The organism is Streptomyces sp. NPDC005485, assembly GCF_040606085.1.
GTDB lineage: Bacteria > Actinomycetota > Actinomycetes > Streptomycetales > Streptomycetaceae > Streptomyces.
In genome coordinates this window covers 1-16,267 of sequence record NZ_JBEXDZ010000194.1, presented here as the reverse complement: position 1 = coordinate 16,267, position 16,267 = coordinate 1, and the positions used below count along the sequence as shown (strand labels likewise).

14 protein-coding genes are annotated in these 16,267 nt (G+C 70.0%); 6 read left to right on the top strand and 8 right to left on the bottom strand.

Annotated elements, in window-relative coordinates:
- The first annotated feature begins 102 nt into the window (after nucleotides 1-102).
- From ABZS97_RS38890 to ABZS97_RS38875, 4 genes are all read left to right on the top strand, one after another.
- Nucleotides 103-1,695, top strand: coding sequence for a sugar ABC transporter ATP-binding protein (locus ABZS97_RS38890; RefSeq protein ID WP_356146371.1), 1,593 nt, complete (start codon nucleotides 103-105; stop codon nucleotides 1,693-1,695).
- A 2-nt stretch (nucleotides 1,696-1,697) separates the two neighbouring features.
- Entirely contained in the window at nucleotides 1,698-2,741 is a 1,044-nt protein-coding gene (locus ABZS97_RS38885) for an ABC transporter permease (RefSeq protein ID WP_356146364.1), read from the top strand.
- Between the two features lie 79 nt (nucleotides 2,742-2,820).
- Nucleotides 2,821-3,522: an FCD domain-containing protein gene (locus tag ABZS97_RS38880; RefSeq protein ID WP_356146357.1), complete on the top strand. Its 702-nt coding sequence runs from the start codon at nucleotides 2,821-2,823 to the stop codon at nucleotides 3,520-3,522.
- Between the two features lie 231 nt (nucleotides 3,523-3,753).
- Nucleotides 3,754-4,989 carry an FAD-dependent oxidoreductase gene (locus ABZS97_RS38875; protein WP_356146388.1) on the top strand — a complete coding sequence of 412 codons (1,236 nt, stop codon included), beginning with the start codon at nucleotides 3,754-3,756 and terminating at the stop codon, nucleotides 4,987-4,989.
- 58 nt (nucleotides 4,990-5,047) lie between these two features.
- On the opposite strand, the gene ABZS97_RS38870 is transcribed toward ABZS97_RS38875, so the two are convergent.
- From ABZS97_RS38870 to glyA, 5 genes are read right to left on the bottom strand one after another with little or no spacing between them, the layout of a single operon-like run.
- Nucleotides 5,048-5,659 (bottom strand): sarcosine oxidase subunit gamma family protein, encoded by a 612-nt coding sequence (locus ABZS97_RS38870; protein WP_356146355.1) that lies wholly within the window; start codon nucleotides 5,657-5,659, stop codon nucleotides 5,048-5,050.
- Nucleotides 5,652-8,519, bottom strand: a complete 2,868-nt coding sequence (locus ABZS97_RS38865; protein WP_356146352.1) for a sarcosine oxidase subunit alpha family protein — start codon at nucleotides 8,517-8,519, stop codon at nucleotides 5,652-5,654. The genes ABZS97_RS38870 and ABZS97_RS38865 overlap by 8 nt, the downstream gene beginning before the upstream one ends.
- Nucleotides 8,516-8,842 carry a sarcosine oxidase subunit delta gene (locus ABZS97_RS38860; RefSeq protein ID WP_356146346.1) on the bottom strand — a complete coding sequence of 109 codons (327 nt, stop codon included), beginning with the start codon at nucleotides 8,840-8,842 and terminating at the stop codon, nucleotides 8,516-8,518. Before ABZS97_RS38860 ends, ABZS97_RS38865 begins: the two co-directional genes overlap by 4 nt.
- A 31-nt stretch (nucleotides 8,843-8,873) precedes the next feature.
- Complete coding sequence (locus tag ABZS97_RS38855; protein WP_356146343.1) at nucleotides 8,874-10,094, bottom strand: sarcosine oxidase subunit beta family protein; 1,221 nt, start codon at nucleotides 10,092-10,094, stop codon at nucleotides 8,874-8,876.
- Entirely contained in the window at nucleotides 10,091-11,395 is a 1,305-nt protein-coding gene (gene glyA / locus ABZS97_RS38850; RefSeq protein WP_356146340.1) for a serine hydroxymethyltransferase, read from the bottom strand. The genes ABZS97_RS38855 and glyA overlap by 4 nt, the downstream gene beginning before the upstream one ends.
- Nucleotides 11,396-11,491: 96 nt before the next feature.
- Between glyA and ABZS97_RS38845 the strand changes: the two genes are divergently transcribed.
- Nucleotides 11,492-12,157, top strand: a complete 666-nt coding sequence (locus tag ABZS97_RS38845) for a GntR family transcriptional regulator (protein WP_356146337.1) — start codon at nucleotides 11,492-11,494, stop codon at nucleotides 12,155-12,157.
- A 135-nt stretch (nucleotides 12,158-12,292) separates the two neighbouring features.
- On the opposite strand, the gene ABZS97_RS38840 is transcribed toward ABZS97_RS38845, so the two are convergent.
- The 3 genes from ABZS97_RS38840 to ABZS97_RS38830 all read right to left on the bottom strand — a co-directional run bounded on the left by ABZS97_RS38840 (nucleotide 12,293) and on the right by ABZS97_RS38830 (nucleotide 15,404).
- A complete protein-coding gene (locus ABZS97_RS38840; protein WP_356146383.1) occupies nucleotides 12,293-13,156 on the bottom strand; it encodes an AfsR/SARP family transcriptional regulator in 864 nt (287 codons plus the stop codon).
- Nucleotides 13,157-13,400: 244 nt separating this feature from the next.
- Complete coding sequence (locus tag ABZS97_RS38835) at nucleotides 13,401-14,039, bottom strand: ScbR family autoregulator-binding transcription factor (RefSeq protein WP_356146378.1); 639 nt, start codon at nucleotides 14,037-14,039, stop codon at nucleotides 13,401-13,403.
- A gap of 408 nt (nucleotides 14,040-14,447) precedes the next feature.
- Nucleotides 14,448-15,404, bottom strand: a complete 957-nt coding sequence (locus ABZS97_RS38830) for a TIGR01777 family oxidoreductase (RefSeq protein WP_356146334.1) — start codon at nucleotides 15,402-15,404, stop codon at nucleotides 14,448-14,450.
- 276 nt (nucleotides 15,405-15,680) lie between these two features.
- Here ABZS97_RS38830 and ABZS97_RS38825 point away from each other — a divergent pair, with 276 nt between their 5' ends.
- Nucleotides 15,681-16,229, top strand: a complete 549-nt coding sequence (locus ABZS97_RS38825; protein ID WP_356146331.1) for a DUF1062 domain-containing protein — start codon at nucleotides 15,681-15,683, stop codon at nucleotides 16,227-16,229.
- The last annotated feature ends 38 nt before the right edge of the window (nucleotides 16,230-16,267 follow it).

The window sequence follows — 16,267 nt, the reverse complement described above, 5'->3', positions numbered from 1 at the left end:
AGCACCTGGCCCGAGACGAAGCCCGCGTCGTCGCCGGTGAAGAAGGGCCACACCACACGTTCCCCGGCCCCCAGCATCCGCACACGAAGGACGGTATCCACCATGGCGGACACCGCGACCGCCCCGGCGACGGGCCCCTGGCATCCGGCCCCGGTGGCCGAGGCGACCGGCATCAGCAAACGGTTCGGCGCCACCGTCGCCCTGCGCGACGCACGGATCAGCATCGCAGCGGGCGAGTCGCACGCCCTCGTCGGCCGCAACGGCGCCGGCAAGTCGACACTCGTGTCCATCCTCACCGGCCTCCAGCGGCCCGACACCGGAACGCTGCGCTTCTCGGGCGAGCCGGCACCGGCCGTCGGTGACATCGACGCCTGGCGCTCCCGCGTCGCCTGCGTGTACCAGCGCTCCACGATCATCGGGGACCTGACCGTCGCCGAGAACCTCTTCCTGAACCGGCAGAGCACCGGCGCGGTCCAGCCCATCCGCTGGAAGCAACTCCGGCTCCGTGCCGAGGAGTTGCTCAGCGAGTACGGCGTGGCCGTCGACCCCGCCGCGCGGGCCAAGGACCTCACCGTCGAGCAACGGCAGTTCGTCGAGATCGCCCGGGCGCTGTCCTTCGGCGCCCGCTTCATCATCCTCGACGAGCCGACCGCCAAGCTCGACGCCCGCGGCATCGGCCGTCTCTTCGACAAGCTCCGCGACCTCCAGCGCCAGGGCGTCGCCTTCCTCTTCATCTCCCACCATCTGCAAGAGGTGTACGACCTCTGCAGCACGGTCACGGTCTACCGCGACGCGGCCCACATACTCACCGCGCCCGTGGCCGAGCTCGGTCACCAGGCGCTGGTCGAGGCCATGACCGGAGAGTCCGCCTCCGTCGAGGCCGTGACCGTGGGCAAGAGCGGCGCCCCGGCCGCGCAGGCCGGCTCCGCGGAGCTGCTGACGATCGACGGGCTGACGCTGCCCGGTGCCTGCGAGGAACTCTCGCTGTCGGTCCGCGGGGGCGAGGTGGTCGGCCTCGCCGGTGCCGCGGCCAGCGGCAATGTACGGGTGGGCGAGGCCGTCGCCGGTCTGCACCGTGCCAAGGACGGCAGGATCTCGGTCGGCGGCCGGAGCGTGCGCACCGGAAGCGTGCCGTCCGCTCTCAAGGCCGGAGTCGGTCTGGTCCCCGAGGACCGTCACGTGCAGGGGCTGGTCAACAACCGCAGCGTGGCGGAGAACGCGACACTGACCGTCACCGACCAACTCGGCCCGTTCGGCACGGTGCTGCCCTCCAGGACCAGGGTCTTCGCCCAGCGCATGATCCGGGATCTCGACATCAAGACCCCGGGAGCCGCCACCCCGGTCTCCGCCCTCTCCGGCGGTAACCAGCAGAAGGTGGTCGTCGCCCGCGCCCTCGCCACCGACCCCCACGTCCTGGTGGCCATCCGGCCCACCAACGGCGTGGACGTCAAGTCCAAGGAGTTCCTGCTCGGCAGGATCCGGCAGATCGCCGACGGCGGCAAGGCCGCGCTGATCGTCTCCGACGAACTCGACGACCTCAAGGTGTGCGACCGGGTCGTCGTCATGTTCCACGGCCAGGTGGTCGCCGAATTCGAGCGCGGCTGGAAGGACGAGGCCGTCGTAGCGGCCATCGAGGGCATCGCCGCCTCCCCCGCCGTATCCCCCGAATCCGGCACCGACGAGCACGGAAGGTAGTCATGTCCGCCACCACAGATCTCACCGAGGCCGCAGCGAACGCGGCGGAGCCGGCCGCCGCGGACACCGCCCGCCGCCGGATCGACCTCGGCCGCTTCCGCGAACTGTCCCTGGTCCCCGCCATCCTCGTGCTGGGCCTGATCGGGTTCATCGTCTCGCCGGCCTTCCTCACCGCCGACAACCTCATCGGCGTCGCCCAGCAGTCCACCGAGTTGAGCCTGCTGGTCCTCGCGACGACGTTCATCCTGATCTGCGGACGGATGGACCTCTCCCTGGAGTCCACCATCGGCGTGGCTCCCGTCATCGCCGTCTGGCTGGTCCTGCCCACCAGCGGAGGCCGGTTCAACGGCCTCGGCCTGCTCCCCGAGTGGACAGCCATCCCGCTGTGCCTGCTGGTCGGCGCGATCATCGGCGCCGTCAACGGCTTCCTGATCCTCAAGCTGCGCCTGAACGGCTTCATCGTCACGCTCGGCGGCCTGACCATGCTGCGCGGCCTGCAGGTCGCCCTGTCCGAGGGGCAGTCCATCGTCGATCTGCCGCCGTCGTTCACCTACCTGGGCAAGGCGTCCTGGCTGGGCATGCCCGCCGCCATCTGGGTGTGCGCGGTGCTCTTCGCGATCGGCGGCAGCGCGCTGGCCTGGCTGAGGCACGGCCGCGCTCTCTACGCGATCGGCGGCAACTCGGAGGCAGCCCGCACCGCCGGTGTCCGCGTCGACCGCATCGTGTGGATCGTCCTCATCGTCGGCAGCGTGCTCGCCGCGTTCGCCGGCATCCTCTACAGCGGCCACTACGGCTCCATCTCCGCGACCCAGGGCAGCGGTTGGATCTTCCAGGTCTTCGCCGCGACCGTCATCGGCGGGGTGAGCCTCAACGGCGGCAAGGGCTCGGTGTTCGGCGCCCTGACGGGTGTGCTGACGCTCCAGCTCGTCGTCAACGTGATGACGCTGGCGGGCGTACCGCCGCTGTGGAACCAGTTCCTCAACGGCGCCATCATCATCGTCGCCCTGATCATCTCCCGCTTCGCCTCCGGCGAGAAGCAGGAGTAACCGCGCCGAGATCGGCTCCGCCCGGCCCACGGCCCCGGCGGAGCCGACACCCCCACACCCGGTACGGAGAGGCACGCTCGTGGCACTGACCGACGAGGCCATCGACAAGATCAAGACGATGATCGTCGCCGGCGAACTCGCGCCCGGCTCCCGCCTGCCCAAGGAGGAGATCCTCGCCCAGAAGCTCGGCCTGTCGCGGAGTTCACTGCGCGAGGCCGTCCGGGCCCTGACCGCCATGCGGATCCTGATCACCCGGCAGGGCGACGGCACCTACGTCTCCAGCCTGGAGCCCCATCTGCTGCTGGAGAGCCTCTCCTTCGCCGCTGATGTCTCCCAGGGCGCGACCGCCCTGCAACTGCTCCAGGTACGCAGGCTCCTGGAACCGCAGGCCACCGGCATGGCGGCCGCTCTGCTGCAACCGGACGACCTCCAGGAGCTGCGCCACCTCCTCGACCAGTGCCGATCCGCCGCCGACGTCGAGGAGTTCGTCGCCCACGACATCGCCTTCCACCTCAGGATCGTCGAAGCCGTCGGCAACCCGGTGCTGTCCATGCTGCTGCGCGTCCTCTCGACCCGCACCCAGCGCGTACGCATCATCCGCGGCAGTCGGACACGTCAGGCTCTGGACAACGCCCATCAGGACCACGAGGCCATCCTCCGCGCCCTCCAGTCACATGACGCCCTCTTGGCCATCTCCGCCGCGACCGTCCACATCACGGCCGTCGAACAGTGGCTGGCGGCCAGCCTCAACGACGACGCGCTGCAAGCCATCAACAGCTGATACGGAAAGACCAGCCCATGATTTGGCACCGTTTTGGATAACGTACGTCGGTATCGTCCGCCGGGACCAGCTGACACGTCACACTGACCGGTGGAGGGGGGACGAGTGCGACGGTGTTCTGCCGGCGCGCCATCCCGCAGTGTCGCGTCGTCTTGGGGAAGGCGGCGAGCGGACCGGTGGGGGGAACGCATGACGCAGTCGCTTCCGGGGCAACGCCCTGCGCAGGAGCGGGTGTTGACGGGGCGCAGGGGGCTTCCGGTCGTCGTGGTGGGTGCCGGGCCGTACGGGTTGTCAGTGGCCGCACATCTGCGTGCCGCGCGTGTGCCGGTGCGCATCTTCGGGGAGGTCTTGGGCAGTTGGCGGCACGCCATGGCGACAGGGATGTTCCTCAAGTCGACCCCGGCGGCCACGGACCTGTCCGCGCCGGAGCCCGGCGGGCGGCTGGCCGACTTCCGCCGTGTGCACGGTGAGCCGGAGCTGACTGAGCTGACACCGATCCCGTGCGATGTGTTCGTGCGGTACGGGCAATGGTTCCAGAAGCGGTACGTCGGTGAGATCGATCCCGGGCGGGTCGTTGGCGTCGACCGCGACGGCGCCGGTTTCCGCGTCCGGCTGGACGACGGGCAGGAACTCGCGGCCTCCGCCATCGTCGTGGCCACCGGCCTCAACGGCCTGGCACACATCCCGGAGGAGTTGCGCCGGCTCGTCCCCGAAGGGCCCGGGCCTGCCGCCCTGGTGTCGCACACCAGCCACCACACCGACCTGTCGCGGTACGCCGGCCGGAGGGTCGCGGTGATCGGCGGCGGCCAGTCCGCGCTGGAGAGCGCCGCGCTGTTGCACGAGGCCGGCGCCGAAGCGCAGGTGCTGGTCCGGGGGCGGCGGGTGCTGTGGGGCATGACGCCGGACCTGGCCCGGCCATGGCCCCAGCGGCTCACCAAGCCCGCGTCCCCGCTGGGCACGGGCTGGATCCTGGCCGCCGTGTGCAAGGCACCGGGTGGCGTACGGCGGCTGCCCCCGTCGGCCCGACTGCTGTTGTTCCGGCGTGCGTTGGGGCCATCGGGCGGATGGTGGCTCCGTGACCGGGTCGAGGGCGTCGTACCCGTGCGCACCGCGTGCCAGGTCACCGGCGCGGCAGCCGAGGGAGGCACCGTACGGCTGGCGCTCGCTGGCCCCCGGGGCGGTTCGGAGACGCTGGTCGTCGACCATGTGCTCGCGGCCACCGGCTACCGGCTCGCCCTGGACGGCGTGCCCTTCCTGATGTCCGGGCTGCGAGCGGCCGTGGCATGCGTGCCGGGCTCGAAAGCGCCGGACCTGACCGGCGCGTTCGAGTCCTCGGTTCCCGGCCTGTACTTCACCGGATCGCTCGCTGCTCCCATGTTCGGCCCGATGATGCGGTTCGTCGCGGGCACGGAGTACGCGGCGACCCACATCGCCGGACACCTCACTCGCCGGACCGCCGCAGTCTGAGCATGTTGGAGGAAGGGGCCGATGCCGACCGGCTGCAGGCGCAACGCGGTCAGCGCCGTCAGGGGACCTCGGGGCCGCCGTACTCGCTCATCGCGTCGATGAGCCAGCGGGCCAGGTAGTCGGCGAACGAGGAGCGCGGCAACAGCCGGTACGTCGGTGCGTCGTCGACCTGCCAGAGCAGTACGGCGACGGGGCCGACCGTGGTCGACACCGCCCGGCCGGGTGCGCAGGACCGGGGATGCAGGTCCAGCGGGCAGCCCTTCTCCAGCACCTGCCGGGCGGCCGGGCCGCTCAGCTCCAGCGTGGTGCGGTTGGCCGACACTTCCACGACCGAGCCCGGGGCACCATCGAGCGCCTGCCGCAACGCCGCGGTCACAGTGGTCTCCTCGCTCCGGGACAGCACCAGCCATTCGTCGGGGCCGAGCCAGAGGACCGTGTGGGGCCCGGATGCGGCGGTGTGGCCGCACTGTCGCGGGAGCGGCACCCCGAGGATCCTCTCGATGCGGTCGGCCGCTTCGGAGGCGGGGTCGACGCGCAGGTTCACCATGGTGAGGAACGGCCACTCGGTCAGCGTGACGCCGCGGGGGCCGGTGACGGTGGCGGCGCGCATCCGATCCGTCAGATGGGCAAGGGGGCTTCGGCGCAGTGTCGCGGGGCCTGTGTCAGCCATCTCGCTTGGTCCCTTCGGGGTCGTAGAGGACGAAGTCGGTCACCTCGACAGGCACCAGGTCCTCGCCCACCGGCGCCAGCAGGGTCTGGCCCTTCCTCGCCTGCCCGTCGGCGACGAGGGCGAGCGCGAAGGGCCGGCCGAGGGCGGGGCTGTGGTAGCTGGAGGTGACGTGGCCGAGCATCGGGACCGGGCCTGCCTCGGGGGTGAACGGCACGTCCGGCGCGATCAGTTGGGTGCCTTCGGGCAGCCGGGTCGTGCGGTCGCTCGGCAGCAGGCCGACCAGTTGCTTGCGGTCGGGGCGGGAGGTGTCGGTGCGGGAGTATGACCGCTTGCCGACGAAGTCCTTCTGCCGGGAGACCACCCAGGACATGCCCGCGTCCTGTGGGGTGACGGTGCCGTCGGTGTCCTGGCCGACGATGATGTAGCCCTTCTCGGCGCGCAGGACGTGCATGGTCTCGGTGCCGTAGGGGGTGATGCCGTAGGCCTGTCCGGCCTCGTGCACCTGCTCCCAGACGGCCAGGCCGTACCAGCCGGAGACGTTGATCTCGTAGGCGAGTTCGCCGGAGAAGGAGATGCGGCAGATACGGGCAGGGACGCCGGAGGCCAGGGTGGTCTCGCGGAAGGCCATGAAGGGGAACGCCTCCGCGGACAGGTCGACGTCGGGCGCGAGCCGGGCGACGACCTCGCGCGACTTGGGGCCGACGACCGCGATCGTCGTCCACTGCTCGGTCACCGAGGTGCAGTGCACGTCGAGTTCGGGCCATTCGGTCTGCAGCCACTCCTCCAGCCAGTCCAGGACCCCGGCGGCGCCGCCGGTCGTGGTGGTCATGAAGTAGCGGTTGTCGTCGAGGCGCAGCGTCACGCCGTCGTCGAAGATCATGCCGTCGGGCTTGCACATCACGCCGTAGCGGGCCATGCCGGGCTTGAGCTTCTTGAAGGCGTTGGTGTAGATGCGGTTGAGGAACTCGCCCGCGTCCGCGCCCCAGATCTCGATCTTGCCGAGGGTGGAGGCGTCCATGAACGCCACGCCCTCCCGGGCCGCGCGGCACTCCCGGGTCACGGCGGTGTCCATGTCCTCACCGGGCCGGGGGAAGTACCGGGGGCGCTTCCACTGCCCGACGTCCTCGAACTGCGCGCCGTGCGCCACATGCCAGCTGTGGACGGAAGTGGTGCGCTCCGGGTCGAACAGGTCACCACGCTCCCGTCCGGCGAGCGCGGCGAAGGCGATCGGCGTGTACGGCGCCCGGTACGCCGTGGTGCCGATCTCTCCCAGCGACCCGCCCAGAGCCTCGGCGATCACGCCGATCGCGTTGACGCCGGACGTCTTGCCCTGGTCGTTCGCCGTGCCGAGCGAGGTGTAGCGCTTGACGTGCTCGACACCACGCATTCCGGCGCCGGTGGACCGCCACACGTCGGCGACGGTGACGTCACGCTGGAGGTCGACGAAATGGGTGTCCCAGGTGCCGGGTTCGCCGTCGGGGGCGGGTATCAGCCACAGTGCGCGCATCGGGCCTGAGCGTCGGGCCCCACCGGACGACGGTACGGAAACCGGGAACCCGGCCTCCGTGGCCGCCAGAGCACCCGCCCGCGCCCCTTCGGCGACACAGCCGTCGAGGTCGTACGTCCCCCGGGCTGCGCCCACGACCTGCTGGTCGCGCACCGTGCCGTCGGGGACGAAGGCGACCAGGTCCTCGTCCCAGCGCAGCCGGCCCTGACGCTGGCTGTGGAGGTGTACCACCGGGCTCCACCCACCCGACACCGCGAGCAGGTCGCACTCGAACGACTGTGGCTCACCGGTGAGTTGGCCGTGATCGTCGAGGTCCTTGACGGTGACGCCGGTGATCCGGCCGTCCCCTGCGGTGTCGACCACCGTGCTGCCCGTCCGTACCTGCACGCCGGTCTCCGCGGCCACCTCGGCGGCCCGGTGGGACAGCTCGGCGCGCGCGTCCAGGACGGCGGCGATGCCGATCCCGGCGGCGTGCAGATCGGCGACCGTGTCATAGGCGCTGTCGTTGGTCGTGCTCACCACAGCCCGCGAACCCACGGCCACGGCATACCGGTTGAGGTACGCGCGCACGGCCGCGGCGAGCATCACGCCGGGGCGGTCGTTTCCTGCGAAGACCAGCGGACGCTCGTGCGCGCCGGTGGCCAGGACGACCTGGCGGGCCCTGATGTGCCACAGCCGCTGACGCGAGATGCCCTCGGACGGCGCTGGGGCGTCGGTTCCGAGGTGGTCCGTGCGTCGCTGGAGAGCCAGCACGTAGTTGTCGTCGTACGAGCCGAACGCCGTGGTGCGTGGGAGGACTACGACCTCGGGGGCGGCGTCGAGTGCCGCACGGACCTCGGCGACCCACTGGAGGTCGGCCTGCGCGCCGGAGAGCAGCGAACCGCCGGGCTCGGGCTGGTCGTCGAGGAGGATCACGCGTGCGCCGGAGCCGGCGGCAGCGGCGGCCGCCGCGAGCCCGGCGGGTCCGGCGCCGACGACCAGGACGTCGGTGTGGACGTACTTCTTGTCGTAGACGGCGGGGTCGGGGGCCGGGTCGAGTCGGCCCATCCCGGACAGTGTCGTGGCGGACAGGCCGTCGTACAGCTCCACCGTCGTCGCCGCGAGCATGCCCTCGGAGCACGAACCGTCCAGCTGCAACAGGGCGTTGGGCTCCTCGACGCCCGCGGCCACGATGCCGCGCGGGCGGCCGCGGTAGAGCGACGGGGCGACCTCGACAATGCCGTTCGCCAGCATCGCCGAGGCGACGGTGTCACCGGGATGCCCGGTCAGCTCCCGCCCGTCGACGGTGAACCGCAGCAGCGTTGCGCGGTCGATGCGGCCCCCTTGCCGGAGCCGGAGTCGCTGGTCGGTCATCGGTTGCCTCCGGCCGGTTCGGCGGGCTGGTGGACCTCACGGAGGCCGGGGAGTTGGGGGCGGGGCTCGCCCGGCCGGTAGGTGGCGAGCAATTCGTTGGTGACGGTGTCGCGCAGGACGTTGAACCAGCGGCGGCAGCCGGTGCTGTGCACCCATCGCTCGGCGAAGGGGCCCTTGGCGTTGTCGCGGTAGAAGACGTACTCGGCCCACTGCTCGTCGGAGAGGTCCGCGGGGGTTGCTGGGTAGGGGACATGGGCTTGTCCGCCGTAGTGGTACTCGGTCTCGTCACGGGGACCGCACCAGGGGCAGGAGATCAGTAGCACGGTGTCCTTCTTTCGGCAGGCCCGGCGGGGCTCAGTGGGCAACGGCTGCGGCGCCGTGTTCGTCGATCAGCGCGCCCGTGGTGAAGCGTTCAAGGGCGAACGGGGCGTTCAGCGGATGCGGTTCGCCCGTGGCGAGGGTGTGCGCGAAGGTCCAGCCGGCGGCCGGGGTGGCCTTGAACCCGCCGGTGCCCCAGCCGCAGTTGACGTAGAGGTTCTCCACGGGGGTGGCGCCGATGATCGGGGAGGCGTCCGGGCTGACGTCGACGATGCCGCCCCAGGTCCGCAGCACATGGGCGCGTGCGAAGACCGGGAACAGTTCGACGGCGGCTGCCATCTGCTGCTCGATCACGTGGAAGGAGCCGCGCTGCCCGTAGCCGTTGTAGGAGTCGACGCCCGCGCCCATCACCAGCTCTCCCTTGTGCGCCTGGGACACGTAGACGTGCACGTGGTTCGACATCACGACGGTGGGGTGCACCGGTTCGTGCAGTTCCGAGACGAGCGCTTGCAACGGGTGCGACTGCACCGGCAGCCGTACGCCTGCCCGCTCGGCCAGCACGCTGCTGTGCCCGGCCGCCGCGAGGCCGACCCGGCCGGCGTGGATGCGGCCGCGGTTGGTGTCGACGCCCACGACCCGGTCGCCGTCCTTGAGGAAGCCGGTGACCTCGCAGCCCTGGATCAGGTCCACGCCCAGCTCGTCGGCACGGCGCGCCAGCGCCCAGGCGACGTGATCGTGCTTGGCGATGCCGGCCCGCGGCTGGAAGGTGGCGCCCAGGACCGGATACCGGGTGCGGGAGGAGACGTTGAGGATGGGGCACACCTTGGCGACCTCGTCCGGCTCCAGCCACTCGGCGTCGACTCCGTTGAGGCGGTTGGCGCCCACGCGGCGCATGCCTTCGCGGACGTCCTGCAGGGTGTGCGCGAGGTTGAGGACGCCGCGCTGGCTGAACAGGAAGTCGTAGTCCAGCTCTTCGGGGAGCTGTTCCCACAGCTTGAGCGCGTGCTCGTAGATCGCCGCGCTCTCGTCCCACAGGTAGTTGGAGCGGATGATCGTGGTGTTGCGCGCCATGTTGCCGCCGGCGAGCCAGCCCTTCTCCAGGACAGCGACGTTGGTGATGCCGTGGTTCTTGGCGAGGTAATAGGCGGTGGCAAGGCCATGGCCGCCCGCGCCGACGATGACGACGTCGTACGACCGCTTTGGGTCGGGGTTGCGCCACAGGAAGTCCGGGTGTTCCGGCAGCGGTTCGGCACTCATGCCGGGCCTCCGTCGAGGTGGAGGTAGAGAGGGAAGGCGGTGGCGAGTTTCTCGACCCGGGCACGCAGTTCGTCCTCAGGGCGTTCGCCCTTCAGGGACTCCGCGATGATGTCGGCGACCTCGCGGAACTCCGTCTCGCCGAAGCCGCGGGTTGCCAGGGCCGGGGTTCCGATCCGCAGGCCCGAGGAGACCATCGGCGGGCGTGGGTCGAACGGGACGGCGTTGCGGTTGACGGTGATGCCGATGCGGTGCAGTCGGTCCTCGGCCTGTTGTCCGTCGAGCGCGGAGTTCCGCAGGTCGACGAGGACCAGGTGGACTTCGGTGCCACCGGTCAGCACCGTGATCCCGGCCTCGGCCACATCGTCGGCCAGCAGCCGTCCGGCGAGGATCTTCGCGCCCCGCAGCGTGCGTTGCTGGCGCTCCTTGAACTCCTCGCCCGCCGCCAGCTTGAAGGCGACCGCCTTGGCCGCGATGACGTGCTCCAGGGGTCCGCCCTGCTGGCCCGGGAAGACCGCCGAGTTGATCTTCTTGGCCAGGCCGGCGCGGCTGAGGATCACACCGCCGCGCGGGCCGCCGAGGGTCTTGTGCGTGGTGGTCGTCACCACGTCGGCGTACGGCACCGGGCTCGGATGGAGTCCCGCGGCCACCAGCCCGGCGAAGTGCGCCATGTCCACCATCAGATACGCGCCCACCGCGTCAGCGATCCGGCGGAACGCGGCGAAGTCCAGCCGGCGGGGGTAGGCCGACCAGCCCGCGACGATCATCTTGGGCCGGTGGGCGAGGGCCAGCTGCTCGACCTCGTCCATGTCGACGCGCAGGTCGGACTCGCGCACGTGGTAAGGCACGACGTCGTACAGCTTGCCGGAGAAGTTGAGGCGCATGCCGTGGGTCAGGTGGCCGCCGTGCGCCAGGTCGAGGCCGAGGATCGTGTCGCCGGGGTTCAGCAGCGCGAACATCGCGGCCGCGTTGGCCTGGGCGCCGGAGTGCGGCTGTACGTTCGCCGCCTCTGCGCCGAACAGTTCCTTCACCCGGGCGATGGCCAACTGCTCGATGACGTCGACGTGTTCGCAGCCGCCGTAGTAGCGGCGGCCCGGGTAGCCCTCGGCGTACTTGTTGGTCAGGACCGAGCCCTGGGCCTCCATGACGGCCGCCGGGGCGAAGTTCTCCGAGGCGATCATCTCGAGGGTCGACTGCTGACGGTGCAGCTCGGCGTCGACCGCGTTGGCGATGTCAGGGTCGATTTCGCTGAGCGGGAGCGAGAGAGAGGAGGCGATCGAGGTGAGCGACGGGGTCGTTGCCATCTGTGCACCATCCTGAGAGCCATCTAATGAGCAACTGATATATCAACCTCTGCGGTAAGGTATGTGAGCTTGCCAGACAGGTCAAGGGGGCCTTCCATGCAGTACGCGACGACCGATCCCGGGGGCGAGGAGCTGTCCCTCGCCGAGCGCGCCTACCGCGCCGTCCGCGACCAGCTCGTCATGCTCGAGATCCGCCCGGGTGCGCCGATCAACGAGGAGCACCTGGCCCAGTCCCTCGGCGTCGGACGGACACCGGTGCGCGAGGCCCTCAAGCGCCTCCAGTACGAGCGCCTGATCACGACCTACCCCCGGCGCGGCACCTTCGCCACCGACGTCAACATCACCGACCTGGCCCACATCTCCGAGGTTCGACTGGAACTGGAGCCCCTGGCCGCCGCCCAGGCCGCACGGCGGGCCACAGCCGCTGACCGGTCGGTACTGATGGCCGTACGGCGGGAGCTGGAGAGCGTGGACCCCCTGCGCAGCGGCACCACCGATCTCATGCACCTGGACCTTCGCGTCCACCGTGCCGTCTACGCCGCCGCGCACAACCCGTACCTGGAGGACACCCTCGTCCGCCACGACAACCTGGCCACCCGCATCTGGTGCCTGTTCATCGACCGGCTGTCCGACATGGCCGGCCACGTGGAAGAGCACGGTCCGCTGATCGAGGCGATCGTCGACGGTGAGCCGGAGAAGGCGGCGCAGCTGGCCCGCAGTCACGTCGAGGACTTCGAACGGGCCATTCGCGGGGCCATCTGAGAGGCCACCCGGGACCGCCGACTCGCTTGACGAGAATCCAGCGGTGCAACCGGTGCGGTGCCCGGGGCAGTTGTCGGCTGCTGAGCGGCGACCTCCGAGGGGAAGTCGAACTGCGGGGCCGATGCGTGCGGTTACTCAGCCGACCGGAGCAAACCGCTCGGCTCCCTGGTCTCCTGTGCCGCCGCCGCGCGCCGCGGATCCGGCAACGGCGCGCTCGGGGCGGGCCACCAGAATGGAATGCTGCAGCTTCACCAGCGTGGCCGACGGTTCCAGACCCAGTTCCCTGACGAGCACCGCGCGCAACCGGTGATACGCCTCAAGTGCCTCACCGCGGCGGCCCGCTCGGTACAGAGCGACCATGAACTGTCCGCACAGGCCCTCGTGCAGGGGATATCGGCTCACCAACACCGTCAGCTCGGCCAGCAGTTCGCGATGCCGCCCCAGCTGCAGGTCGGCTTCGATCCGTCGTTCCAACGCGCACAACCGAGCCTCCTCCAGGCGCCGTACCTCCCCCTGCAGATGCGTCCCCGCGCGCACCCCGGCCAACGCCGGACCGCTCCACAGGCCCAGGGCCCGGCGCAGCAGTGCGGCAGCCCCCGCGCAGTCCCCCGCGTCCATCGCCCGATATCCCGAGCCTGCCATGCGCTCGAACTCGCCTACGTCACACCCGCCGCCACCGCTTCTCAGCACATAGCCCCCGGGCACGGTCAACAGCACGTCCTTCGCATGGCAGTCGCCGCCCCCGTTCGCCTCCCGCGTGCCTCGCTCCAGCGCCGTCCCGATCAACTCCCGCACCTGCAGGACATACGTCTGGACGGTCGCCCGTGAACTCCGGGGCAGAACCTCCCCCCACAGTTCCTCCGCCAGCGTCCCCACGGACACGACCCGGTCCCTGTGCACCGCCAGCAAACCCAGCACCTGGCGCGGTTTCGGTGCCGACGGGACCACCGACATGCCGCCCACCCACACCCCCAGCGACCCCAGCATCACGCAATCCACGTTCACGTCCGCACCGCCCACTACGACCACCACCCCAACCGCGCTCAGCATCGCCAGCGACAAGCACTCGAATCACAGCGACAGCGACCGCGCGCCGCCCCGACATCGCTACTAAAAAACAGCGCAGACGGTATGTCAACGACCAACAAGCCACTCCATTCCCGCCCAACCGCCACCCCAGTCCCACTCGACCGAGCGCCGTCGTCGTTACGAGCACGAGGAACGGAATCATCACGCCATATCGTCAGTTGTCGCCTCTCACGGCAGCACCGACGCTCGCGCCCGACACGACCAGGACACCGGCCGGTGAGGCCGCGAGCCCCGGCAGCATGAGGACCCAGAACTGCTCGACCAACTGCGGGGAGAAGCGAACGCGGCGCCAGCCGTTGAGCACGCCGAACCCGACCGTCGCGGCGACAACAGCGGCCGCGGCCCCCTCCGGCGACACACCTTCCGCCAGCTCGCCGGCACCGTCGGCCTCACACAGCAACCGGTATACCCAGTCGCTCCACCACCGGCCCGGCCCCTCCTCGTTCTTGCGCGACGGATCGCCGCCCAGCTCGAATCCGGCCCGCAGCACGATGTCCGCGCTCACCGCGAGCATCAACTCACAGCTCACGTCGACGAGGAGCTGCAGGCCGGCGCGATCCCGCACCCGCCCCTGCTGCGCCAGCCGTTCGACCGACTCAACGGCTGCCGCCTCGACCTCGCGGGCCAGCAGATCCTTGCTGGGAAAGTGGAAGTGCAGCGCGCCTGTGCTCACACCGGCGCGCTTACTGATCGCGGGCAGTGAAGCGAGCGCATATCCGTCGTCCGCGAAGACCTCGGCCGCCGCATTGATGAGAGCCTGGCGCGTCCTCGCCGCCCGAGCCTGCTTGACCATCACGCCCCTCCTGTGAGCTCACCCTGCCGACCCGGACCGCAGCGAAGGCAGCCGGCCCCGAGCGTCCCGGGCGGCACCCATCCTAATGTATTAAACCGCATGCGCGGTATCTTTCTCGCTCATTCCTCTTCCCTCCACCACCCGACCGATGCACCGCGAGACAAGAGAAGCCTCGGCCAGACGGTCTGCCGGTGCGCGGCGCGCACCCTTTGCGACCGTGCCCGACTCGACCTCCCGGCGGCAGCGTCCAGCCCACCCAGTCAGATAAACAGCCCGGACGGTTTGTTTCAACTCCTCCGACACAACGCACTTCCATCAGCCTCACCCTCCCCGCCGACGGCGCCGTCGAGTACCCCTTGATCGGCTCTCATGACGTGGTACGGAGGTGAACTGGGGGCGCGCGGAGGGTCACTTCGGGCGGAACGCGCCCCCGCGCACCTGCTCCACGAGGTCACGTGCGGCTTCCGGCCACTGCGCATGGTCGAAGACGAAGCCCGCTTCCAGCAGGCGGCCGGGGATGACGCGGCGGCTCTTCAGCAGGAGTTCGGTGTCCGAGCGCATCGCGAAGGCGCCCAGTTCGGCCATCCATTTCGTCGCGGGCAGACCGACGGGCATGCCCCAAGCAGTGCGCAGCGCACGCATGAAGGTGCGCTGGGGCACGGGAGCGGGCGCCGCCAGGTTCACCGGTCCGGCAAGGTCGTCGCGGTCGCTCAGGAACTCGACCGCGCGGACGAAGTCGGTTTCGTGAATCCAGGACACGTACTGCGCGCCGCCCGCGACCGGTCCGCCGAGGCCGAGCCGGGCCAGCCGCAGCAGGACATCGAACACGCCTCCGCGGTCGGGACTCATCACCATGGCGGAGCGCAGGGCGACCTTGCGGGTGTGGGGAGTTACGGCTCGCTCCTGCTCTCGCTCCCAGGCCTTCGCGATCTCGACGCTGTAGGCCCAGTAGCCGGGAACGCCACGCTCCGCGCCGCCGAGCACACCGGTCGCCTCGTCGTTGGGTGCGTCGAAACGGTGGGCGTACACGGTCGCCGTGCTCATCTGCAGCCAGAGCCGGGGAGGCCGTACGGCAGCGGCGATCGCCTCTCCCACGACCCGGGTCGAGTTCACCCGGGAGTCCATCATGGCCTGGAGATTGGCCGGGGTGTAGCGGCAGCTCACACTGCGGCCGGCCAGGTTGATGACAATGTCGCTGCCGTCGATGACCTCGACCCAGGGACCCAGCGTCTCGCCATCCCACGGGACCTCGCTCTCCCCGTTCGGGCGTCTGGTCAGGACGACTACGTCATGGCCCGCCGCGGTCAAGGCGCGCCTCAGGATCGCCCCCACCTGTCCGGTCCCCCCAGGTATCACGATCTTCATCAGGCTCCCCCTCAGTAGTTGATGGGAGCCTATCCCAGGAAGTTGAACATGTTCAAAACACGGGTGCAGTCGGTCTCCACGAGCCCACGCCGCCTGGAAAACCGTTGGAACAGCGCCCCCGTGCGCCACTACCGTGCTGCCGGACCAAGTCGTCTAGGCAAGGGCGTCCCGTTGTACACCGTGTGAGACCTCTCGAGCGCTGAATCATCGCGCGGCGCGCCCTGTGCGCCGCGCTCCTCCGTGCTGCGTAATTCTCACTGAAACCGGTGTACCTCTGTGCTCAACAACTGGGTGGTCGCGCCCACCTGCCTGCCTCTTGTTCGTCGCCGTTGCCACGCGTGCGCGTCCGAACGTTTCCGGGCAAAAGGAAAATTTCGGGTCAACGCACACCACAAGCTCATCGACGCCTGGCTCCTCGTGCTCTGCACCGCTTGCGGGGAAACCGCGAAGCTCACGTTCCTGGAGCGGACGAATGTGCGCTCCGTACGGCCTGAGCTGCTGGACCGGCTGCATGACAACGATCCCGGCCTGGCAGCTGAACTGCTCCAGGATCCGGTGGTGCGGCGCCGTAATCGCATCGCGCTCGACTGGGACAACGCCTGGCGCCTCGACACCGGCGGATCGGATCATCTGGACCGCGAGGTGATCGACGTATCGGTCCGCTTTGCGGCACGGATCCCTGTCCGGCCGGTGCGACTGCTCGCTGAAGGGTGCCGTCTTTCGCGGGCCGAGGTCGAGAGACTGATCATCGAGGGCAGGCTCGTGTCAGCAGTCCGGCTGAGCGACAAGCTCTCCGGCGACTTCACCTTCACGCTCAAGCGCTGAACCCCTTGGGCCCGTGGGCCTGACCGGCATGATCCGCC